Source organism: Novosphingobium sp. (assembly GCF_040079535.1).
Lineage (GTDB): Bacteria > Pseudomonadota > Alphaproteobacteria > Sphingomonadales > Sphingomonadaceae > Novosphingobium.
Map to the genome: position 1 here is coordinate 1 of NZ_JBEBKB010000040.1, position 21,059 is coordinate 21,059.

At 59.6% G+C, this 21,059-nt stretch carries 18 protein-coding genes and 1 tRNA gene; 6 read left to right on the plus strand and 13 right to left on the minus strand.

All coding sequences use genetic code 11. From position 1 onward, the window contains the following. The first annotated feature begins 19 nt into the window (after positions 1–19). Positions 20–94, plus strand: a tRNA-Val gene (locus ABL914_RS11610). Between the two features lie 58 nt (positions 95–152). Here the strand turns inward: ABL914_RS11610 and ABL914_RS11615 are convergent. After that, positions 153–920 carry a crotonase/enoyl-CoA hydratase family protein gene (locus ABL914_RS11615; RefSeq protein ID WP_391563347.1) on the minus strand — a complete coding sequence of 256 codons (768 nt, stop codon included), beginning with the start codon at positions 918–920 and terminating at the stop codon, positions 153–155. Positions 921–1,053: 133 nt separating this feature from the next. Between ABL914_RS11615 and ABL914_RS11620 the strand changes: the two genes are divergently transcribed. Next, entirely contained in the window at positions 1,054–2,277 is a 1,224-nt protein-coding gene (locus ABL914_RS11620; RefSeq protein ID WP_391563348.1) for an NADP-dependent isocitrate dehydrogenase, read from the plus strand. Between the two features lie 78 nt (positions 2,278–2,355). Here the strand turns inward: ABL914_RS11620 and ABL914_RS11625 are convergent, their stop codons facing one another. Further along, the gene (locus ABL914_RS11625; protein WP_391563349.1) at positions 2,356–3,594 is read right to left on the minus strand and encodes an NYN domain-containing protein; all 1,239 of its coding nucleotides are present in this window, start codon (positions 3,592–3,594) and stop codon (positions 2,356–2,358) included. Positions 3,595–3,706: 112 nt separating this feature from the next. Here ABL914_RS11625 and ABL914_RS11630 point away from each other — a divergent pair, with 112 nt between their 5' ends. Continuing rightward, positions 3,707–5,488, plus strand: a complete 1,782-nt coding sequence (locus tag ABL914_RS11630) for a cation:proton antiporter (protein WP_391563350.1) — start codon at positions 3,707–3,709, stop codon at positions 5,486–5,488. A 93-nt stretch (positions 5,489–5,581) separates the two neighbouring features. Continuing rightward, positions 5,582–6,400: a carbonic anhydrase gene (locus ABL914_RS11635; protein WP_391563351.1), complete on the plus strand. Its 819-nt coding sequence runs from the start codon at positions 5,582–5,584 to the stop codon at positions 6,398–6,400. 61 nt (positions 6,401–6,461) lie between these two features. Here ABL914_RS11635 and alaS read toward each other — a convergent pair whose 3' ends face one another. Next, a complete protein-coding gene (gene alaS, locus ABL914_RS11640; RefSeq protein WP_391563352.1) occupies positions 6,462–9,122 on the minus strand; it encodes an alanine--tRNA ligase in 2,661 nt (886 codons plus the stop codon). Between the two features lie 42 nt (positions 9,123–9,164). Continuing rightward, positions 9,165–9,980 (minus strand): class I SAM-dependent methyltransferase, encoded by an 816-nt coding sequence (locus ABL914_RS11645; RefSeq protein WP_391563353.1) that lies wholly within the window; start codon positions 9,978–9,980, stop codon positions 9,165–9,167. A 162-nt stretch (positions 9,981–10,142) separates the two neighbouring features. Here ABL914_RS11645 and ABL914_RS11650 point away from each other — a divergent pair, with 162 nt between their 5' ends. After that, positions 10,143–12,215 (plus strand): elongation factor G, encoded by a 2,073-nt coding sequence (locus tag ABL914_RS11650; protein ID WP_391563354.1) that lies wholly within the window; start codon positions 10,143–10,145, stop codon positions 12,213–12,215. Here the strand turns inward: ABL914_RS11650 and ABL914_RS11655 are convergent. The 8 genes from ABL914_RS11655 to smpB form a co-directional block, all read right to left on the minus strand. Then, positions 12,212–12,838 (minus strand): glutathione S-transferase family protein, encoded by a 627-nt coding sequence (locus tag ABL914_RS11655; protein WP_391563355.1) that lies wholly within the window; start codon positions 12,836–12,838, stop codon positions 12,212–12,214. The genes ABL914_RS11650 and ABL914_RS11655 overlap by 4 nt on opposite strands. Positions 12,839–12,904: 66 nt before the next feature. Further along, on the minus strand, positions 12,905–13,288 hold the full coding sequence (locus ABL914_RS11660) for a hypothetical protein (protein WP_391563356.1): 384 nt from the start codon (positions 13,286–13,288) through the stop codon (positions 12,905–12,907). A 312-nt stretch (positions 13,289–13,600) separates the two neighbouring features. Continuing rightward, entirely contained in the window at positions 13,601–14,668 is a 1,068-nt protein-coding gene (gene recA / locus ABL914_RS11665) for a recombinase RecA (RefSeq protein ID WP_391563357.1), read from the minus strand. Positions 14,669–15,095: 427 nt separating this feature from the next. After that, complete coding sequence (locus ABL914_RS11670) at positions 15,096–15,530, minus strand: RHS repeat domain-containing protein (RefSeq protein WP_391563358.1); 435 nt, start codon at positions 15,528–15,530, stop codon at positions 15,096–15,098. Positions 15,531–15,735: 205 nt separating this feature from the next. Further along, a complete protein-coding gene (locus ABL914_RS11675; protein ID WP_391563359.1) occupies positions 15,736–16,188 on the minus strand; it encodes a hypothetical protein in 453 nt (150 codons plus the stop codon). A 472-nt stretch (positions 16,189–16,660) separates the two neighbouring features. Continuing rightward, positions 16,661–19,093: a response regulator gene (locus ABL914_RS11680; RefSeq protein WP_391563360.1), complete on the minus strand. Its 2,433-nt coding sequence runs from the start codon at positions 19,091–19,093 to the stop codon at positions 16,661–16,663. Next, on the minus strand, positions 19,090–19,656 hold the full coding sequence (locus ABL914_RS11685) for a DUF2062 domain-containing protein (protein ID WP_391563361.1): 567 nt from the start codon (positions 19,654–19,656) through the stop codon (positions 19,090–19,092). Before ABL914_RS11685 ends, ABL914_RS11680 begins: the two co-directional genes overlap by 4 nt. Then, positions 19,653–20,135 carry an SsrA-binding protein SmpB gene (smpB, locus tag ABL914_RS11690; protein WP_391563362.1) on the minus strand — a complete coding sequence of 161 codons (483 nt, stop codon included), beginning with the start codon at positions 20,133–20,135 and terminating at the stop codon, positions 19,653–19,655. Before smpB ends, ABL914_RS11685 begins: the two co-directional genes overlap by 4 nt. Before the next feature lie 101 nt (positions 20,136–20,236). On the opposite strand from smpB, the gene ABL914_RS11695 reads away from it, so the two are divergent. Beyond that, positions 20,237–20,692, plus strand: coding sequence for a hypothetical protein (locus ABL914_RS11695; RefSeq protein WP_391563363.1), 456 nt, complete (start codon positions 20,237–20,239; stop codon positions 20,690–20,692). 14 nt (positions 20,693–20,706) lie between these two features. On the opposite strand, the gene ABL914_RS11700 is transcribed toward ABL914_RS11695, so the two are convergent. After that, positions 20,707–21,059: dihydrodipicolinate synthase family protein (locus ABL914_RS11700; RefSeq protein WP_391563364.1), on the minus strand; the 353-nt coding region annotated here is incomplete at its 5' end.

A 21,059-nucleotide genomic window follows, 5' to 3' on the forward strand; every position in this document is an offset into this window, starting at 1 on the left:
GGCAGAACCTGAATGGTGCGGGCGTATAGCTCAGTGGTAGAGCACTATGTTGACATCGTAGGGGTCGCAAGTTCAATCCTTGCTACGCCCACCATTCACAAAAAAGGCCCCGGTTTCCCGGGGCCTTTTTGCTGATAGACTGGCGTTGGGGCTTACTTGCCCTTCCAGTTGGGCTGGCGCTTTTCGGCGAAAGCCAGCGAACCTTCGCGGGCATCCTCGCTGACGAAAACCCCGCCAACCAGCGCGCCTTGCTTGGCCCACATCTCTGCATCGCTCCAGGTATGCGATTGGCGAATCACGGCCTTGGACGCGATCAGAGCCAGCGGACCATTTGCCGCCACCGCCTTGGCCAGATCCTTGGCCGCATCCAGCGACGGACCATCGACCACGCGGTTGATAAAGCCCAGTTCATAGGCCCGTGCCGCCGAAATGAAATCGCCGGTCAGCGCAAGTTCCATCGCGATCCGGGGCGGAATCTGACGGGGCAGCTTTATCAGTCCGCCAGCCGCTGCGGCCAGGCCGCGTTTGGCTTCGGGAATGCCGAACTTTGACGCGGCATTGGCCACAATCAGATCACAGCTCATCGCCAGTTCCATGCCGCCGGCCAGCGCATAGCCATCGACGGCGGCGATAACCGGCTTTGAAGGGGTCCATTCGGTCAGCCCGCCAAAACCGCGCCCCTCAATGCTGGGCCGCTCTCCGCGCAGAAATCCTTTTAGATCCATGCCCGAACAAAACGTGCCGCCAGCCCCGGTCAGGATTGCGCAGCGCAGATCGGGATCGGATTCCAGCCGGTCCATTGCGGCATTGATGCCTTCGGCCTGGGCCTTGTTCATCGCATTCTTGGCTTCTGGCCGGTTCATCGTGACGATCAGGACACCGTCTTCAACTTCGGTCAGGACTGCATTTTCCTCGCTCATGTCTTTGATCCTCTCGCCTAGCATTTAATCAAACGATTAAAGCGCCGCACCGCGCTCGTCCAGCCCTTACTTGCACAGGCCATTCGCTCTGCTAAGGGGGTGCGAAACCTCCCCGGGATTGACGGACAAAGACATGACCAAAATCAAGGTAAAAAACCCCGTTGTCGAGCTTGATGGCGATGAGATGACCCGCATCATCTGGCAGTGGATCCGCGAACGCCTGATCCTGCCCTATCTTGATATCGATCTGAAATACTATGATCTTAGCGTGGAAAAGCGCGACGAAACCAATGACAAGATCACCGTCGATAGCGCCAATGCAATTCGGCAGTACGGCGTGGGTGTAAAGTGCGCCACGATCACTCCGGATGAAGACCGGGTGAAGGAATTCAAGCTCAAGAAAATGTGGAAGAGCCCCAACGGCACGATCCGCAATATTCTGGGCGGCGTGGTGTTTCGCGAACCGATCGTGATGGAAAATGTGCCCCGGCTGATCCCGGGTTGGACCGATCCGATCGTGGTTGGCCGGCATGCTTTTGGCGATCAGTACAAGGCGACTGACTTTGTCGTGCCCGGCCCGGGCAAGCTGCGGCTGATCTGGGAAGGTGATGATGGCAGCAAGATCGACGAGGAAGTGTTCCACTATCCCTCGCCCGGCGTTGCGCTTGCCATGTACAATCTGGACGATTCGATCCGTGATTTCGCCCGCGCCAGCTTCAACTATGGGTTGGGCCTGGGCTGGCCAGTGTATCTTTCGACCAAGAACACCATCCTCAAAGCTTATGACGGACGCTTCAAGGATCTGTTCCAGGAAGTGTTCGACGGCGAAGGCTTCAAGGAAAAATTTGCCGCAGCCGGGATCGTTTACGAACACCGGCTGATCGATGATATGGTCGCATCGGCGCTCAAATGGTCAGGCAAATTCGTCTGGGCCTGCAAGAACTATGACGGCGATGTCCAATCGGATCAGGTTGCCCAAGGGTTTGGCTCGCTGGGTCTGATGACCTCGGTACTGATGACGCCCGATGGCAAGACGGTTGAGGCTGAGGCCGCCCACGGCACCGTCACCCGCCACTTTCGCCAGCACGAACAGGGCAAGGCCACCAGCACCAACCCGATCGCCAGCATTTTTGCTTGGACCCGGGGCCTGATCTATCGCGGCAAATTTGACGAGACCCCCGATGTGGTGCGCTTTGCCGAAACGCTGGAAAAGGTCTGCATCGATACCGTCCAAAGCGGCAAGATGACCAAGGATCTTGCGATCCTGATCGGCCCCGAACAGGCCTGGCTAACCACCGAAGGCTTCTTCGAAGAGATCGTCCAGAACCTTGAAGTGGCGATGCAAGACTGGAAGTAAGAATTCCAGAAAATCAGGTCCAGCCGGCGCAGTCTTCCTATGTGCAGATCGCGTTCGCTGGACGCATACCGCGAGTTTTCATTGCTGAGGCTTGAACCCAAGCCATTGCCCGATGATATCTTCATCTTTTTCATCGATTGTCATGCCAGCAGCTTCGGCACGGCGCAGTACATTGTCAAAAAAAGCATTGGCGATCTCGTCCGCGTCGGGCGCAGGATCGCGATTGACTGGCGCACCGCCATATTGTGTACCATGGATTGCATAGCTTACAGCACTGCGTGAAACCGAAACGCCGATTTCGGCCAATTGGTCGCGCGTCCACCGAGATGCTTCAGTCAAGTTGAATTCCTGCTCAGCGGCATAGCGCGCCAGCATCTTGAACAATTCGGACCAAGCTGACGATTCAAGCCGCGGAACATCTGCATTGCGGATCACGCTTTCAACCACCTCCGGCAATTCAAAGACCACCCGTTCAGTTGTGCCAACTGGAGGCTCGTGACGGCTATTGTCCCAAAGGTAATGGGGTGAAAAGGTAGCACCAGGCAAGTTAAGTGCCTGCACTGCGCGCGAAAAGCTGCCATGTCCCAACCAGCCGGATTCGCGCACACCGGAAACATTATTGCAAACATGCTGGGCCAATACGGCAAGGTTAAGCGGGGCGCTGGATTCATCATAGCGGCGCTGAAGGTAATCAGAAAAGCGAGCAGACAGTGCTTCATCAACTTCCACACGTAACGGCGCTGCCGCCTCAAGTGGCGCGGGCTCTGCCGCCGAATTGTCTGCCAGCAAGCTTTCTATCGCTTCAAAATCAATTACTTGATCTGCGAGTGAGGTGTAGGCCGATGAAGCAAATCCCGGCGCAAAGACCGTAGCGCGGCGTCCCTCAAGCCGGATCCGGTGAAGCAGAGGCGTGAAATCGGCATCGCCCGATGCAATCACGAATTCGTCAAATTGGGTACGATGGGCCAGCAGGTCCATCGCATCAAGCACCATCCGGATATCCGCAGCGTTCTTGTTGCCTCGAGCGAGCGTTGGGCAATCGACAACCTCAAATCCAGCCCGAACCCACCCTGGCCGGAACCGGCTGAAAAAGATACGATCCCTCGCATCTGCGCCTGCAACAACGAATCCGGCAGGATTCAAATAGCATCGCGCAACCATCCAACGCCGATGCTCTCCGGTCAAATGTTGTCCCGTTAGTAATGGAAGCCATTGCATTGGTCGTTCCGCAAATCGCATAGCGACAGACCGATCCAGTTGCCATAGAATGCTAAATATATTGTCAAAATCGACAAGAATAATGCTTTTGGAAGCCATTTGTATTGATCCCCTTGGTGTAGTAATTTAATACGACAATTGAACACCGGCAAGCCAAAAATCTGGCAATTAGTCCGCTTGCCATCTGGCTCTATATTTGTATCGCACAACCATGGCCGGCCCCGCAGATCTTGTTCCCACTTCCCCCTTGGGCGATGCCCTGGTGATCCTGGGCGCAGCGGGGATTGTAATCCCGCTGTTTGCGCGGTGGCGGATCACGCCGGTGATCGGTTTTATCCTGGTTGGCATTCTGGTTGGCCCGTTTGGGCTGGGCGGCGCTGTGGCCGATCATCCCTGGCTGGCCTGGATTACGATCAGCGATCCGGAGCGGCTTGTTCCGTTTGCTGATTTCGGGATCGTGCTGCTGCTGTTTTCGGTGGGGCTTGAGCTTTCGTTCGCGCGGTTATGGGCGATGCGCCAGGCCGTATTCAATCTGGGCGCCAAGGAGCTGGCGGGCGCAGCGCTGCTGATTGCTGCGGTGCTGTTGGCGCTGGGCAATTCGCTGGCGACAGCATTGGCATTGGGTCTGGCCCTGGCGCTTTCATCGACGGCACTGGTGCTGAGGATCGCCGATACCAAGACGCCGGTCGGCCGCGCGGCGCTGGGGATGTTGTTGTTCGAAGACATCGCGCTGATACCGATCATCTTTCTGCTGGGCGCGCTGGGCCGGGGCGATGCCGCCGGTGATCTGGGCGCGATCGTGCAAACGCTGATGCTGGGCACGCTGGTCGTGGTGGTCTTGCTGGGGGCCGGCCGCTTTCTGCTACCCCGGCTGTTCGATCAGGCCGCCCGAACCAAAAGCCCTGAGCTGTTTCTGGCCGTCAGCCTGCTGGTTGTCTTGCTGGCATCGCTGGCAACCGGCGCGGCTGGCCTTTCCCCGATTGCCGGCGCGTTGGTGGCCGGATTGCTGATCGCCGAAACCGATTACCATGGCGAGGTTGAAGCGATGATCGCCCCGTTCAAAGGGCTTGCCCTGGGGGTGTTCCTGATCACCGTGGGCATGGGCCTGGATCTGGGCGTGGTCTGGAATCGGCTGGGTGAAGTGCTGCTGGCCACCGCGCTGGTGCTGTTGGCCAAGGCGCTGGTTACCGGCCTGTTGCTCCACCGTTCGGGCGCGCGGGCCGGTACCGCGACTGAGGCCGGAATTCTGCTGGCCAGTCCATCAGAAACCACGCTGATCGTGCTGGGCGCGGCAGAGGCCGGAAAATTGATCCACCCCGATGCTGCACAGTTCTGGGAAATCGTCACGGCACTGGGCCTGACCATCACGCCGATCCTGGCGATCGGTGGCCGCTGGATGGGCCGCCGGGTTGATCGGGCGATGGAGTTTGAAGCCGATGCAGCCTTGGCCCCGGCCCATGCTGTTGTCATCGGCAGCGGCCGCGTGGGCCAATTGGTGGCCGAAATGCTGCGCCGGCATGGCCAGCCGTTTGAAATGATCGACGCCGATATCGAAGCGGCCAGTGCAGCCCGCGCCGCGGGATATGCCGTGCGCTTTGCCGATGCAGCCCGGCCCGATGCATTGGAGCGGCTGGGGCTGGATGATGCCACTGCGGTGATCCTGACCATGGACCAGCCGGTTGGCGTGCTGCATCTGGTCCGCCGTTTGCGCAGCGCCCACCCCGGCCTGCCGATCATCGCCCGCGCCCGCGATGCCAGCCACGCCGCAGCACTCTATCGGGCCGGGGCCAGCCATGCGGTCCCCGAAACGCTGGAAAGCTCGTTGCAACTTTCCGAAGCAGTGCTGGTTGATCTGGGTGTGCCGATGGGCCCGGTGATCGCCAGCATCCATGAAAAGCGCGATGAAATGCGCGCACAGATCATGGAGGAAGGCGAACTGGAGGAAAAACCAAGCCTTAGGAGCACCAGTCTGCGCGATCGCTCGCTTAGCTGAATCGCACTTGCGTATATCTGCTGGTGCCCCCCTTTGCGCAGACTTAGCCAGAACTGCCTAGCGTCCCCATTCTGCAATTAACGGGGATCCCGCATGAACCGCATCATCCTGACCCGCGCCGCGCTGGCGCTGCTAATCGCTACGCCAGCTCTGGCTGGATCGGGCCATGCGCCAGCCCCGGCTGCGCACCGGCAGGCGGGCCCAGCCCATCCGCCAGGCCATGCAGACGGCAATGCGCATTGGGGTTATTCAGGTGAGACCGGGCCAGAACACTGGGGCGAAATGGCCGACGAGTTCAAGACCTGCAAAGTGGGCCGGATGCAAAGCCCGATCGATCTGGGCGGGGCCGATGTTGAAGGCCGGATCAATGTCCGCACCAATTACCGTGCCGGGGCGATGAGCATCCTTAACAACGGCCACACGGTGCAGGTCAATTTCCCTGAAGGATCGATCCTTTCCAGCGGGATTTCACACTACAAATTGGTTCAGGTGCATTTCCATACGCCGTCCGAAGAGACGGTCTATGGTGTGCCCTATCCAATGGTCGCGCACTTTGTGCATGCCGATTACTCTGGCAACCTTGCCGTTCTGGGAGTGCTGTTTGAGGAAGGCGCCCACAACCCGGAATTTGACAAGATCATCAAGGCCGCCCCGCGCCAGCAGGCCGCTGCGCATATGGTGGGCGGTGTGACGTTCGATCCTGCGCGATTGCTGCCCGCCAGTCTGACCGTGTGGCGTTATGATGGATCGCTTACCACCCCGCCCTGCAGCGAAGGTGTACGCTGGCACGTAGCGACACAGCCGGTTTCGGCCAGCGCAGCCCAGATCGCGGCGATCCACGCCATCGTTGGTGATAATGCCCGGCCGGTCCAGCCGCGCCACGGACGGCTGCTGGTGGCGGGAACGAATTAGGAGGAATAACCAGATCCTCTCTACTTTTGGCGAATGCCACAAATGGAGAGGATCTAAAGGGTTAGCCCGCCAGAACCGCTTTCACCGCCGCAATCGCTTCAGCCGCCTTGTTGCCATCGGGGCCGCCGCCCTGTGCCATATCTGGCCGGCCACCACCGCCCTTGCCACCCAGCGCCTCAACGCCCGCACGGACCAGATCTACTGCGCTGACTTTGCCGATCAAATCATCGGTTACGGCCGCAGCGATGCTGGCCTTGCCATCGTTTACCGCAACAATCGCGGCAACGCCCGAACCCATCCGCTGCTTGGCCGCATCAAGCAGCCCGCGCAGATCTTTGGGGTCCAATCCATCAAGCACTTGCCCGCTGAACGTCACCCCGCCGATAGTTTCATCGGCGGCTTCGGCTTTGCCCCCGCCGCCGCCCAGTGCCAGCGCCTTCTTGGCCTCGGCCAGCTCGCGCTCCAGCTTGCGGCGTTCATCGAGCAGCGCAGCAACGCGCGCTTCGACATCGTCGGGCGTTGTCTTAAGCAAGCTTGCCGCACTCTTCAGTGCATCCTCCCGGCCCACCAGCCATTGGCGCGCATGTTCGCCGGTCAATGCCTCGATCCGGCGAACCCCGCTGGAAACGGCGCTTTCCGAAATAATCCGGAAAATCCCGATATCTCCCAGCGCGCGCACGTGTGTGCCGCCGCACAGTTCGGTTGAATAGGCGCTGGCATCACCGTGACCCATAGAAAGCACGCGCACTTCATCACCGTACTTTTCACCAAACAGCGCCATCGCCCCGGCTTCGATTGCCTCGTCGGGGCTCATCAGGCGGGTCACCACCGGTTCATTGCCGCGCACCTGCGCATTCACCGCGGCTTCAATCACCGCCAGATCATCGGCAGACAGCGCCGCAGGGTGCGAAAAATCGAACCGCAGCCGGTCCGGCGCAACCAGCGAGCCCTTTTGCGTCACATGATCGCCCAGCCGATCACGCAGCGCCTGATGCAGCAGGTGCGTGGCCGAATGGTTCGCCCGGGTGGCATCACGGCGCGCAACATCAATGTCGAGCTTGACCGTATCGCCGGCCTTGATCACGCCAGCGGAAACTTTGCCGCTGTGGGCATGCAGCCGCCCCAGCGGTTTGCCCGTATCGCTAACCGCAATGGTCAACCCATTGCCACCGGTGATGGTCCCGGCATCACCCATTTGCCCGCCACTTTCGCCATAGAACGGAGTCTGGTTGACGATTACGGTGATCGCATCACCGGCCGCAGCGCTTTCAACTTCCTTGCCGTCCTTGACCAGCGCCAGCACCTGCGCCTCTGCCGTAACCGCGCTATAACCGGTGAATTCAGTCGCCCCGGCGCGCTCGGCAATATCGAACCACACTTCATCATCGGCGGCCTGCCCGCTGCCCTTCCATGCGGCCCGTGCGGCGGCCTTTTGCTGGGCCATGGCACTATCATAGCCCGCGCGATCGATCCCGATCTTGCGGGCACGCAGCGCATCTTCGGTCAAGTCATAGGGAAAACCGAAGGTGTCATAAAGCTTGAAGGCAACATCGCCGGGCAGCTCTGCGCCTTCGTTCATCGTGCCGGTTGCTTCATCCAGCAGCTTCAGCCCATTGGCCAGCGTCCGGCGAAATTGCACTTCCTCGCGCTGCAAGGTTTCCTCGATCAGCGGCTGGGCCCGGCCAAGCTCTGGAAAGGCCTGGCCCATCTCGGTCACCAGTGCACCAACCAGCCGGTGCATCAGGGGATCCTTCGCCCCCAGCAGGTGCGCATGGCGCATCGCCCGGCGCATGATCCGGCGCAGCACATAGCCGCGCCCCTCGTTCGAAGGCAGCACGCCATCGGCAAGCAGGAAGCTGACCGAGCGCAAGTGATCGGCAATCACCCGGTGGCTGGCCTGATTATCGCCTTCGGCTTTGACCCCGGTCAGGCTTTCGCTGGCTGCGATCAGGGCCTTGAACGTATCGGTATCGTAATTGTCATGCACGCCCTGCAACACGGCTGCCACGCGTTCCAGCCCCATCCCGGTATCGATGCTGGGTTTGGGCAGTTCGCCGATCTGAACGTCGTTTTCCTGCAGAAACTGCATGAACACCAGGTTCCAGATCTCAACAAACCGGTCGCCGTCTTCGTCGGCGCTGCCCGGCGGTCCGCCGAAGATATGGTCGCCATGGTCATAGAAGATTTCGCTGCACGGCCCGCACGGGCCATCGGCGCCCATCGCCCAGAAATTGTCCTTGGTCGGGATGCGAATGATCCGGCTCTCGGGCAGGCCGGCGATCTTCTTCCACAGCGCAAACGCCTGATCATCGGTGTGATAGACCGTTGCGGTCAGCCGGTCGCCCGGGATGCCCCATTCCTTGGTCAGCAGGGTCCAGGCGTGGGTGATCGCCTGCTCCTTGAAATAGTCACCAAAGCTGAAATTGCCCAGCATTTCAAAGAATGTGTGGTGCCGAGCGGTATAGCCAACGTTGTCCAGATCGTTGTGCTTGCCGCCAGCGCGAACGCACTTCTGGCTGGAAACGGCACGCGGGACGCGGCGGGTTTCAAGCCCGGTGAACACGTTCTTGAACGGCACCATCCCGGCATTGACGAACATCAGGGTTGGATCGTTAAACGGCACCAGGGGCGCAGATTGCACAACTTCGTGCCCATGCTGGCCGAAGTAATCAAGGAAGGAACGGCGGATTTCGTTGGTCGAGGGTGCGTTTGTCAGGGTCATATGGGCTGGCCGATAGGGCAGGCGCTTACACGCGGCAAGTGTTCAGGCATGGGCGGTAACAATCCAGGCCGCAGCCTCGAAGGCTACCAGATTGCCGCTGCGGTGATCCTCAAGCCATGTTCGCAGCCAATCTTCGGCCCGTTTGCGGCCACTGTCATCCAGCGCCCGCATAGCCGGGGCAGCCGGGCCGATCCGGCCAAAGAATTGCAGCGCATCGCCTACCGGATCTTCCCCGGCCCCGGCTACATAAGCAAAATCAACCTCTTCAAAGGCAATTGAGCGCCACCCGGCGTTGTCCAGTATGCCGCGGACATAGCTTTGATCGGCAAATGCGAACGGCCCCGGCGCAATGCCTTCTCCCACCTGGGGAAGCTCAAGCAGTCGGGCCAGCTCAGTCGCCCAGGGGTTCAACGATGCACTGCGAAAACACGAAAATACCAGCCGCGCGCCGGGCTGGGCAATCTGGCGCAGATTGGCGAAGGCCATTACCGGCACATCAAAAAACATCACACCATGGCGCGAATAAAGCACATCAGGTGCGAAATCATTGGGCTTCCAGTGCGCCGCATCAGCCTCAACAAAACTGACGTTTTCAAGCGCTTCGCTGCGCAACCGCGCGGCTGCAACCAGATCGGCTGAAACATCAACCCCAACCAGGCGGGATTGCGGATTGCCGCGCGCCAAGGCAAGCGAAAGCTCTCCCGCACCGCAACCGATATCCAGCCCCGCCTTGCCATCGCAGCCGCCTATCCGGCCCAGCAACCGTTCGGTCAGCCCGGAAAAGGCCCGATCGGTCAGCCGGTAGTTATCAGCCCAGCTGCGGCCAACTTGCTGGCGCCATTCGCTTCCTGTCGTCATGGAAGCAAGGCTATGCGCTGTTTCCTTGCACCGCAAGCAACAAGTGCGGCGAACAATTCACTTGCGACTCGCGCCCGAGAGGCAGACCATCACGCCGTTCCAGTGCGCGTCTGACGCAGCACAAAGCGCCCGGCGCGCCTTCTCATGAATAGGAGGCGGACGATGGTGGTCACCCAAAATGGACAATCAGGCGGCAGTGCAGCAACCCGTGCGGTCGCTCTGGTGGGGCCGGCCGGCACGGGTAAGACCAGCCTCGCCGAAGCCTTGCTTTTCGCCAGCGGCGCGATCAACCGCCAGGGCAGCGTCGAGGCTGGCAATACCGTAGGAGACAGTTCCCCCGAAGCCCGTGCCCGCGGTGGATCAACCGAACTCAATCTGCTCCATTTCGATTACATGGGCGATCGCTTCGCACTGATCGATGTGCCTGGCGGGGCCGGCTTTAGCGCCGATGGACTGGCCGCCATCCAATCGGCCGATATGGCGCTGGTGGTGATCGATCCCGCGCCTGAACGCGCCGGTCTGGCCGAGCCGATGCTGCGCCAGCTGGACGAATTGGGTGTGCCGCACGCGATCTTCATCAACAAGATCGAGCATGCCCGCGCCGGGGCGATCCGCGATCTGATCACACAGTTGCAACCGATGAGCCGCGAACCGCTGGCGCTGCGCCAGATCCCGATCCGGGCCGGAGATGGCAAAGGCGGTGAGCAGGTTACCGGCTATGTCGATCTCGCGCTGGAAAGGGCCTATCGCTATCGCTCCGGCAAAGAGAGCGAGCGGGTGGAAATTCCCGGAGAAATGCTGGTCCGCGAACAGCAAGAGCGCAGCCACTTGCTTGAAACTCTTGCCGATTTTGACGATGCCTTGCTTGAAGCATTGCTGATGGACGCAGCCCCCGATCAGGCCGCCGTCATGGCCGATCTTGCCGCCGATACCGCCGGAAACAAAGTTGTCCCGGTTGTGCTGGGTTCTGCGCTTTCAGACGGCGGGGTGCACCGGTTGCTCAAACTGCTGCGCCATGAAGCGCCAGCCCCCGATGCCGCAGCGGCGCGGATGGGCTTGGCCCAGGGCGGCGCGCTGCACGTGTTCAAAATCGCCAATGGCGGGGCAATGGGCCGGCTTGCACTGGGCCGGGTGCTTGGCAGCGGTTTGGGTGAGGGCGACGAATTGTTCGTCGGCGGGGAAACCGAGCGCACTGGTTCGCTGTTCTTTGTGCAGGGTGAAAGGACGGCCAAACAATCAGCCGCCCAGCTTGGCGATGTGGTTGCCGTGGCCAAGGTTGATGGTGCCCGGCCCGGCCAGATGCTGGGCCGAAAGGATGCCCGGATCGGTGACGCCGCGCTGATCGCCTATCCGCCGCGCAACGCCGCGACGGCAATCATCACCCGTGACCGCAAGGACGACGTCAAACTTTCAACCGCGCTGCACCGGCTGTGCGAAGAAGACCCTGCCCTTGAATGGATCCAGGACGAAGCCAGCCACGAAACGATCATCAAGGGTATCAACGAGGATCACCTTGCGGTTGTGCTGGGCCGATTGCAGCGCCGCTATGGGGTTGCAGTTGACAGCCATCCACCCCGGATCGCCTACCGTGAATCGATCCGCAATGGCGCCGCAGTGCGCGGCCGTCACAAGAAACAGTCCGGCGGACACGGCCAGTATGGCGATTGCGTAATCGAAATCCATCCGCTGCCACGCGGCGAAGGCTTCGTGTTCGAAGACAAGATTACCGGCGGTGCGATCCCGCGCCAATATATCCCCGCAGTCGAAGCCGGAGTGAGGGATGCCATGGAACGCGGCCCCTTGGGTTTTCAAGTGGTCGATCTTGCCGTGACGCTTATTGATGGATCGTTCCACGCGGTTGACAGTTCAGAACTGGCGTTCCGGATCGCCGGACGAACCGCGATGAGCGATGCCCTGGCGCGGGCGGCTCCATATCTGCTTGAACCGATTGTCAAACTGGCTGCAGATACTCCGGCGGGAACCGGATCGAAGGTCGGTTCGGTGCTGTCAGCCCGGCGCGGGCAGATCCTGGGGCTGGCCCCGCATCCCCAATGGCCGCGCTGGGAACGGGTTGAGGCCCTGCTGCCCGAAGCCGCACTGCAAGGGCTCGACGCTGAACTGCGCTCGCTTAGCCAGGGGCTGGCCAGCTTTACCGCCAAATTCGATCACCTGGCCGAAATCAGCGGAAAGCATGCCGACGAAGCGGTAAAGGCGCGCGCGGCGGAGGCGCATTAGTACCCGTAATAGGCCCCGCCCTTCTCTCTGGCGCGCAGCCAGGCCGGGCGGGCGTGGGCGGCGGCGACAAATTTCGCAAGCTTCGGATAGGCTTCGCCCTGCCCTTGCATCACCGCAATTTCGGCCGGGAAGCTCAACATGAAATCGGCCCCGGTCCAATCATCACCAACGAAATGGCCCGACGCGCCCAGCTCTCCTTCAAGGTAGGCAAAATGGCTTGAAAGCTGTTCCGCGATGCGCGGTTGGAGCGGCGCGGCAGCATCCCCAAGGCGGCTGGTGTAAAGTTGAAGCAGGATCGGCAACATCGCAGAGCCTTCAGCAAAATGCATCCACTGCATATGGCGCAGGGCATCCTTGCTGCCCGAATCCGGCTGAAAACGCCCTTCGCCATAGGCATCCAGCAGATACTGAATGATTGCGCCCGATTCCTGAATGATAGCTCCATTGTCTTCCAGCAACGGGCTTTTCCCGAGCGGATGGATCGCCTTCAATTCTGGCGGGGCCAGGTTTGTTACGGCATCGCGTTGATAGTGCCTGATCTCATATGGCAAACCCAGTTCTTCAAGCGCCCACAGGATCCGCTGTGAACGGCTGTTGTTGAGATGGTGGACGATCAAGGTCATGATGCTGGGCTCCTGAAGAATGGTCGTCCAGTCATAGCACGGCTTTGATCGCCAGCCAGCCTGCCTTCAGGGGATGGTTTGAAGATTGCGGGTCCATGGACCCGAAACACGCAGCGAGCAGCGGGCTGCCTCAAGTTCAACCGCGACAACGCCGCCATCATGATTAAGTCGGAACGGGAAATAGTAGCGCAGCAAGGTGCCATCGTTACCCGCGCGCAGGGCCAACTGGATCGGCCTCATATCGCCATTTGTAAGGGTGAAGCGCAGGGTTTCGCCCGGGATCAGGCCGCGCGCCCGGATTTGCATGGCGCGGCCGCTGCTGGTCATCGCCAGATCGCAGGCATCGTCGCTGGCAAAGGCAAGCAGCGGCCAGCGATCGCCTACTTCGGCGGCGGCGGCACTGGTTAGCGCCGTGAGAGCGATTGCGGCGGCGAAGGCAAGCTTGGACATGGCGGTTCCTCTTGGCTGCAGCATAGCCAAGCGGGGCAGACCTGAAAGCACTGCGTTGCGCCTGCCCCGCAGCGGGACAGCCGCGGGGCGTTTGGGTGAGGAGGGGATGCGCAGCAAGGCAGACACCGCAGCGCAGGCGTGCCGGGCCTGGTCATGAAACGGCCGAAACCGGAGCGAGGGGTTTGTGGCCACTCGCACCGGTTTCGTGTCTTTTGGAGGACGTTCCCGAAGGGGTACGGGGGACTCAGGAACGCCCTCCACTTAACCCCGGCCGCTGCGATAGGCGTCGCCGCAGCCGGAAGCTCTCAGAGATCAGATGTCGTCCTCAGCTTCAGGACCGGCCATCATTTCCCCGGACAGACCTTCGGTTTGGCCGCGGATCGCAGCTTCCAGCCGGTCACAAATTTCTGGATGTTCCCTGAGGTAAGTCTTGGAGTTTTCACGCCCCTGCCCGATCCGGATTGAATCGTATGAGAACCACGCCCCAGACTTTTCGACAATCCCGGCCTTGACGCCAAGATCAAGCATCTCACCAATCTTCGAAATTCCCTCACCATACATGATATCGAATTCGACCTGCTTGAACGGCGGAGCAACCTTGTTCTTGACCACTTTGACGCGGGTGGTGTTGCCAACGATATCGTCGCGGTCCTTGATCTGGCCGATGCGGCGGATGTCGAGCCGGACCGATGCATAGAACTTGAGCGCGTTGCCGCCGGTGGTGGTTTCCGGGTTGCCGTACATCACCCCGATCTTCATCCGCAGCTGGTTGATGAAGATCACCATGCAGCGCGAACGGCTGATCGAACCGGTCAGCTTGCGGAGCGACTGCGACATCAAGCGGGCCTGAAGGCCAACGTGGCTATCACCCATTTCGCCTTCAATTTCGGCGCGCGGCACCAGCGCCGCAACCGAATCGATCACCAGCACGTCAATCGCATTGGACCGCACCAGGGTATCGACGATTTCAAGCGCCTGTTCACCGGTATCGGGCTGCGAAACGATCAGTTCATTGATATCAACGCCAAGCTTCTTGGCATAGACCGGATCAAGCGCGTGTTCGGCATCAACAAATGCGGCGGTGCCGCCATTCTTCTGCGCTTCGGCTATCACATGCAGCGCCAGTGTGGTCTTGCCCGAGCTTTCCGGCCCGTAAACTTCGATCACCCGGCCGCGCGGCAGGCCACCGATCCCCAGCGCAATATCAAGCCCGATCGAGCCAGTGGAGATCGCCTCAACCTCCATCGTCTGCTTCGAGCCCAGCTTCATCGCGCTGCCTTTGCCAAACGCGCGATCAATCTGTGCCAGCGCTGCTTCGAGCGCCTTTTCACGGTCCATTGTTTCCTTGCCTTCCTGAATCAGTTTAAGCTGAGCACCCATCGTTCGTCCCCTTGCGTAAGCCACTGACCGATCAGGTCAACGTGCGACTAACGTACCGTATCTGTTCTTCTGGAACAAGGGGGGAACGGAACATTTTTGGAACATCGGTAAATGGCTGATATTTAGGCTATATTTTAGGTTGGAAACGACCTGGAAGACCCATTTCAGGCAATGTTGCTTTGCCTCAGCCGGCACCATTTTGCGCGATTCGCGCTGCCGGTCCGCGCCCGCTCTGCCGCCGCGGCCAGCAGTTCAAGGTAAAGCGCATAGTCCCCTGCCTCAATGAAAGTCCGCTGCCACCGATTGCTGCGCTGGGGAAAAATTACGGTGACAGTGCACTTTATTCGAGTGTCAACATGACGCGCGGCTCTCGCCGCAGATAAGATCTGACCCTTCTGAACCCTGTCCACTATGCCCACTCGGCCGATCACAAGGAGTTCAACCCCAAGCCTGCTAAGCGTGACCGAAAGGGCAAGGGGACTAAAATTATTGCACTGTCACCGTAATTCGTCTCGATTGTTTTGCGATCAAGCGCGTCAAAATTGGTCTCAACGGTCTTGTAGATCGTAAAGCCAGTCCAAGCGGCTGGTGCGATGCCTTCTGGCTGCCAGGCGGCAAGCTCTCCGCTCTCTACCTTCACCACCCGCCCGGCCGCATCGTAAGTGTAACGCACGGCAACAAAATTGAGCGGCCCGGCACCATCGGGATCGGGTGCGATCGACCCAGTCTCACGGCCTGCGGCATCGTAGCGATGGCCCGTGGTGTAGGGCGATGGCGCGCTTTGTGCCGCGGCGATTTGCGGCAGACCGCAAAGCGCGGTGGTCGCAAACAGGCTGCCTGCAATCACGCGCCTCATGGACATGTCCCCCCAGTGCCAAGTGGCCGCGTTTCTGACAGCTTATTGCCCCGCGCGTCATAGCTGTAGCAAGTTCTCAGCGTCTGGCCTCCGCTTGTGACCGCAACCCCGCCACAATTAAGGGGTTATTGCACGCGCCACCGTAACCCCACTGGGGAATTGGGGGTTATTGCACGTGTCACCGTAACTTCCGAAATTCACGCAATTCGGTCTATATTTTACAATACACTCGAATTTTTTTGACAGCATCTGATTCTTCGTTTTCGTAGTAATATTTGTATCTTGAATTTGATTTCTCGATCATCGGTCTAATTTTGCGTATCATTGAGAGCGTATCAAGAGCGCTTGTGCAATCGAATTTTTCAGATTCTGCATTTATCATCACAGATATCGCGCCAGCGTTACCAAGTGCAACCCCGATTCGCACCCAATACTCGGACTCCTTTGCGCAATTCTCCTTGGTCATCCCTTTAGGGCACTCCTCATAATATCTTAGCATCTTCTCAATATCGAAATTAGACCCATTGGCGGCGGCTACCTTCACCCTATCGAGTGAATTTTCAGAATTTTCCACTTTACTATTTGAATTGTTACAAGAGGTTAGTGAAATAATTGCAATACTAACGATCGTAAGTATCGGAAAATACTCGTTAAAACGTGTCATTTTTTCACTCTAACCCCGTTCAAATCAGTGTCAAGATTGACAAACGTCGTCTCGCCTGACTTGGCATCAATTATAATAGTATTATATGATGTGTTGTAAGATATGCTCCCACCTGGGGTATATACTAAGAAAGGAGCAGGCTTTCCATCTGAATCAAAACTTCGTAAAACCACGCTTCCCCCCGACCTGGTGTAAGTTAACTCGCCGCGAGATGTTATTACACGCCCACCGGACCTGTCCGCATATGCTTGGCCATATGCCTTGCCTCGGAAATTTGGCAAATTTCCAGCACATACCGCCAGAAAGGTTGTTTTCCCCCGTTGGTATCCAGAGCCAGAGGCAATTGAATAGAGTTGATTGGGATTATAGCGGGGCTGTACGAGCCTTCCCGCACGACTCTCATCCTCCATTCTTACTGAAGGATCGGTATCGTTTAGAACGCCAAGAATTACAGTGACAGTGCACTAATTGCTCATCCCTTCGCCGCAGCCAGTACTGCGCCCACCTTGTCGCTGATCTGTTGTACCGAGAACGGCTTGGGCAGGAATTCAACGTTATCCAGATCGAGCTCCTTGCGCAGTTGCTCTTCGGCATAGCCTGACATGAACAGCACCGGCATCGCGGGGCGCAGTTTGCGGACTTCGCGGATCATGCTGGGGCCGTCCATGGCCGGCATCACCACATCGGATACGATCATATCGAACGGGTCACCGCGCTGGACAATCTCCAGCCCTTCATCGCCGTCGCTGGCCGTGGTCACTTCAAACCCGGCGCGGGTCAGCGCGCGCTGTGCCACGGCGCGGACCATGTCTTCATCTTCAACCAGCAGAATGCGGCCGCCGCCGGACCATTCGGTTTCGGGTTTGGGTGAAAGCAAGGACGATCCTTCGACAAGCTCAGGACGAACGGTATCTGATTTGGTCGCGTGATGGACCGGCAAGTAAACCGAGAAAGTGGTGCCCCGGCCCACTTCGCTATCGGCAAAGATGAACCCGCCGCTCTGCTTGACGATCCCGTAGACGGTTGAAAGCCCCAGCCCGGTACCTTTGCCCAGGTCCTTGGTGGTGAAGAACGGTTCAAAGATCTTGCCGAGATTTTCGGGCGCAATCCCGCTGCCAGTATCCTGCACAATCAGCGCGGTATAATCGACCTGCGGCATGATCCCGCCCTGCATATCGCGGACCTGCGCGGCGCTGATCTTGCGGGTGGCGAGAGTCAGTTTGCCGTGCTCACTTTTGGCCAGCATCGCATCGCGGGCATTGACGCACAGGTTGACGATCACTTGTTCCAGCTGGGTCGGATCGGCCCGAACCGGGCCCAGATCGCGATCATGGGTGACGGTAAGCAGGATCTTCTCACCAATCAGGCGGCGCAGCATGTGGGTGATATCAGTAACGACATCGGGCAATTGCAGCACTTCGGGGCGCAGCGTTTGCTGGCGGCTAAAGGCCAGCAACTGGCGGGTCAGGCTGGCGGCGCGGTTCGAATTGGCGCGGATCTGCTGGATATCATCATAATCGCTGTCACCGGGGGTATGGCGAAACAGCATCAAATCGCAGGTGCCAAGGATCGCGGTGAGGACATTGTTGAAATCGTGCGCCACCCCGCCTGCCAATTGCCCCACGGCCTGCATCTTGGTGGCCTGGGCAACCTGCCGTTTGAGCCGGGTTTCCTCAGTATTGTCAGTCAGCCCCAGCAAGACCGCAGCCTCACCCAGCCCGCGCACCCCCGCAAGGCTCAACGTAACCGGATCTTCGGCCAGGCCTTTCAGCCGCACCGCAATATCGCCGCTGTTGGCGGGGCCTTGGGCAAAGCGGCGGACCGCATCGGAAATCGGGCCCTTGTCTTCCTGGACCACCAGATCGGTTGGATAGGTTGGCGGCGCTTCGCCATCGCGGCCGGCGGCGCGCATGAAAGCAGTGTTGGCAAACAGCAACCGCCCATCGCGGTCAGCCATGGCCAGGCCCAGCGGCAGCTGCGCCAGCAGGGCTTCAAGGTGCGCAGCGCCCGCGCCGCCCTCTCCGCCGCCGCCGCCAATGCCGGTGCCGTTATCGGCGACCAGGATCAGCGATGGGGTTTGATCGTAATCAGGCGCTGCCGCTGCATCGGGATCGGCCACCGGCAGATAGAACAGCGAAAGCGGTGCACCGCGTTTGCCATCGCGGGCCCAGCTGATCCGATCACTCTCATCCTGATACATCAGATCGGCAAAATCCTTGCCGGTCAGGATCGCGGCGGGATCGCCGGTGGTGCGGGCGGCAAAGCCCGGGGTTGCCGCGCGCACCTTGCCATCAGGATCGACGATCGCCAGCGTAAGCCCGGCCCCGGCCAGAGCCCGGCCCAACTTGCCTTCGAAATGCGGGATCAGTTCGCCAACCAGATCGGGCGGGCTTAGCGCGGTAAAGTTCCAGACCAGATAATCATCCCCGCGCCCGGCCCGCAGGACTGCGGCCTTCCAGCGCAAATGATCGCGCTCGATCAGATCGGCCTGCCCCGCCCCATCGCGCCAACCGGCCCGCGCGGCCTTGGCCAGGCGTTCCAGGCTGGCATTATCGACCGGCAGACGCGGCGGCGCATGCTGCGCGGTAAACCATTGTTCATAAAGCGGATTGGCGCAAACAAGCCGCCCCGCGCGATCGGTGATCGCCACCGCAGCATCGCCGCGATCGATTGCAGCAACGGTTACCGACCAATCGGGCAAGGCATATTCCGGTTCGCCCGGTTCCGCGCGCGGGCGCAGCATCCAGCCCAGCGCGCCAAGGCCGATCAGGCCGCCCACAAAACCGGCCACAGCAGCCGGCTGGCGGGTGGCCAGCCAGACCAGGACCAAGCTGGCCAGCAGGGCCCCGCCCAGGACCAGCCGTTCGGCCGTCGGTACAGGCAGACCGGCGGCCGGCGCCTTCATTCGGGCAGCTCCGGCTGGGCCAACCGCTCCTGCGCCAGCTTGCGTTTATGGCGGATCCACCAAGACCAGCTGAACGAAGCGATCAGGTAGCCGATTGAGGCCGCAACCACCGATATCACAAACAGTCCGGTGACCACCCCTGGTGCGGCGTCAGACAGGAACCAATAGGTCCATTCTTTCAGTGAGGCGCCTTCAGACATCATCTGCCGCACCGTTGCCAGATCGACATGGAAGCCCAGCCCGTTTCCTATCGCGGCCGAACCCAACAGGATGAATGGCGTGGTCAAAGGCATCGACAGGAAAGTCATCATAGCGGCCAGAGGGATATTACCGCGGCTGGGGACGCACAGCAGCGCCGCACCGATAATCTGGATTCCCGGGATCAGCGCAAAAATGCCCACCAACAAGCCCACCGCCACCCCACGCGGCACCGAGCGGCGGGTAAAGCGCCACAGCTCTGGCCGGCGCGCAAACGGGCCGATCCAGCGATTATGCTCAAGCTCTTCTCGCTTGGGCATTTGGCGCTGCGCCCATCCAGCGATGCGGGTGATTAGCGTGCTCATTTGTAGTCCCGCATAATCCGTGCCTGATCCCGCTTCCAGTCACGCTCTTTGGTTGTCGCGCGCTTGTCCGCAGCGTTTTTGCCTTTGGCCAGCGCCAGCTCTACTTTTGCGCGGCCACGGCCATTAAAATAGATCGACAGCGGCACCAGGGTCATCCCCTTGCGCTCCACCGCTCCGTGGAACTTGGCAATCTGGCGCTCTTTCAGCAGCAGTTTGCGCGGCCGTTTGGGCTGATGGTTAAAGCGGTTGCCATGGCTGAATTCGGGGACGTTGGAATTGACCAGCCAGATCTCACCGTTTTTGACCTCGGCATAGCTTTCGGCGATCGAGCCCTCACCAAACCGCAATGACTTCACCTCGGTCCCGGTCAGCACGATCCCGGCTTCGAACACGTCCTCGATATAATAATCAAACCGCGCCCGCCGGTTTTCGGCGACGACTTTGGTTTTTTCGAATTCTGGGTGATGCGGGCGGGCCATGGTCTTGCGGCATGTAGGGTGCTTGGCGAAAAATTCAAACCAAACCGCATCACCAAACGGGACTTGACTAGTTTATTGTATTGCTACACCAACACACTTAAATGAGATTTGGAGCGTTCAACATGCCACTATCGTCTGAGCTTGTGTTTCCGCCAGTTTCCACCTGGCAGATCAATGCCATGCGTTTCCTGTTTCTGCTGATGGCGCTGGTCATGGGCAGCGTGGTCTGGGAGCAAATGCTGTTCAAATCTGCCGACTGGCATTGGGGACTCGGGGTTGCGAAATCAATGTTGGCAGCTCTCGCCCTGCTTAGTGTGCTGGGGGTTCGCTATCCGCTGCAAATGCTGCCTTTGATGATGTATGAAATCGCCTGGAAGACTGTGTGGTTGATATTCATCGCCCTGCGCGCTTGGCTGAACGGCAAATGGAGCGCTGATATCGAAGATATGTTTTTCGATTCGATCGGCATCATCATAGCCTATTTTATCGTGCCATGGCGCTATGTTTGGGCCCGCTATATCATCCAGCCGATGGAGCCGCTGCGGCAAAAGCGCTGACGCTAGGTCATGACCTAGACCAACCCCGCATGTGCCAGCCCGGCATCCACTGCCTGGCGGCTTTGCGCGCTACAGGCGATGATCGGCAGACGCACATCATCGCCGATCCAGTCTTGCAGTTTTGACAAGGCGTATTTGACTGGCCCGGGCGAGGCATCAGTGAACAGCGCCTGGTGCAGCGGAAACAGTCGCTCGTTCAATGCGTGCGCCTTGGCCATATCACCCGCCAGGCTGGCAGCCTGAAATTCTGCGCAAAGCCGCGGCGCGACATTGGCAGTAACCGAGATACAGCCTACCCCGCCGCCGGCATTGTATTGCAGCGCCATATCATCATTTCCGCAGATCTGGGCAAAGCCAGTCCCCGTCC

Excerpts from the sequence above, each read along its gene's own strand:
- ABL914_RS11630 (WP_391563350.1), top strand. The coding sequence starts at position 3,707 with ATGGCCGGCCCCGCAGATCTTGTTCCCACTTCCCCCTTGGGCGATGCC.
- ABL914_RS11680 (WP_391563360.1), bottom strand. The coding sequence starts at position 19,093 with ATGAAGGCGCCGGCCGCCGGTCTGCCTGTACCGACGGCCGAACGGCTG.
- ABL914_RS11695 (WP_391563363.1), top strand. The coding sequence starts at position 20,237 with ATGAGATTTGGAGCGTTCAACATGCCACTATCGTCTGAGCTTGTGTTT.
- ABL914_RS11675 (WP_391563359.1), bottom strand. The coding sequence starts at position 16,188 with ATGACACGTTTTAACGAGTATTTTCCGATACTTACGATCGTTAGTATT.
- ABL914_RS11685 (WP_391563361.1), bottom strand. The coding sequence starts at position 19,656 with ATGAGCACGCTAATCACCCGCATCGCTGGATGGGCGCAGCGCCAAATG.
- ABL914_RS11635 (WP_391563351.1), top strand. The coding sequence starts at position 5,582 with ATGAACCGCATCATCCTGACCCGCGCCGCGCTGGCGCTGCTAATCGCT.
- ABL914_RS11650 (WP_391563354.1), top strand. The coding sequence starts at position 10,143 with ATGGTGGTCACCCAAAATGGACAATCAGGCGGCAGTGCAGCAACCCGT.
- ABL914_RS11670 (WP_391563358.1), bottom strand. The coding sequence starts at position 15,530 with ATGTCCATGAGGCGCGTGATTGCAGGCAGCCTGTTTGCGACCACCGCG.
- ABL914_RS11615 (WP_391563347.1), bottom strand. The coding sequence starts at position 920 with ATGAGCGAGGAAAATGCAGTCCTGACCGAAGTTGAAGACGGTGTCCTG.
- ABL914_RS11655 (WP_391563355.1), bottom strand. The coding sequence starts at position 12,838 with ATGACCTTGATCGTCCACCATCTCAACAACAGCCGTTCACAGCGGATC.
- smpB (WP_391563362.1), bottom strand. The coding sequence starts at position 20,135 with ATGGCCCGCCCGCATCACCCAGAATTCGAAAAAACCAAAGTCGTCGCC.
- ABL914_RS11625 (WP_391563349.1), bottom strand. The coding sequence starts at position 3,594 with ATGGCTTCCAAAAGCATTATTCTTGTCGATTTTGACAATATATTTAGC.
- ABL914_RS11620 (WP_391563348.1), top strand. The coding sequence starts at position 1,054 with ATGACCAAAATCAAGGTAAAAAACCCCGTTGTCGAGCTTGATGGCGAT.
- recA (WP_391563357.1), bottom strand. The coding sequence starts at position 14,668 with ATGGGTGCTCAGCTTAAACTGATTCAGGAAGGCAAGGAAACAATGGAC.
- alaS (WP_391563352.1), bottom strand. The coding sequence starts at position 9,122 with ATGACCCTGACAAACGCACCCTCGACCAACGAAATCCGCCGTTCCTTC.
- ABL914_RS11660 (WP_391563356.1), bottom strand. The coding sequence starts at position 13,288 with ATGTCCAAGCTTGCCTTCGCCGCCGCAATCGCTCTCACGGCGCTAACC.
- ABL914_RS11645 (WP_391563353.1), bottom strand. The coding sequence starts at position 9,980 with ATGACGACAGGAAGCGAATGGCGCCAGCAAGTTGGCCGCAGCTGGGCT.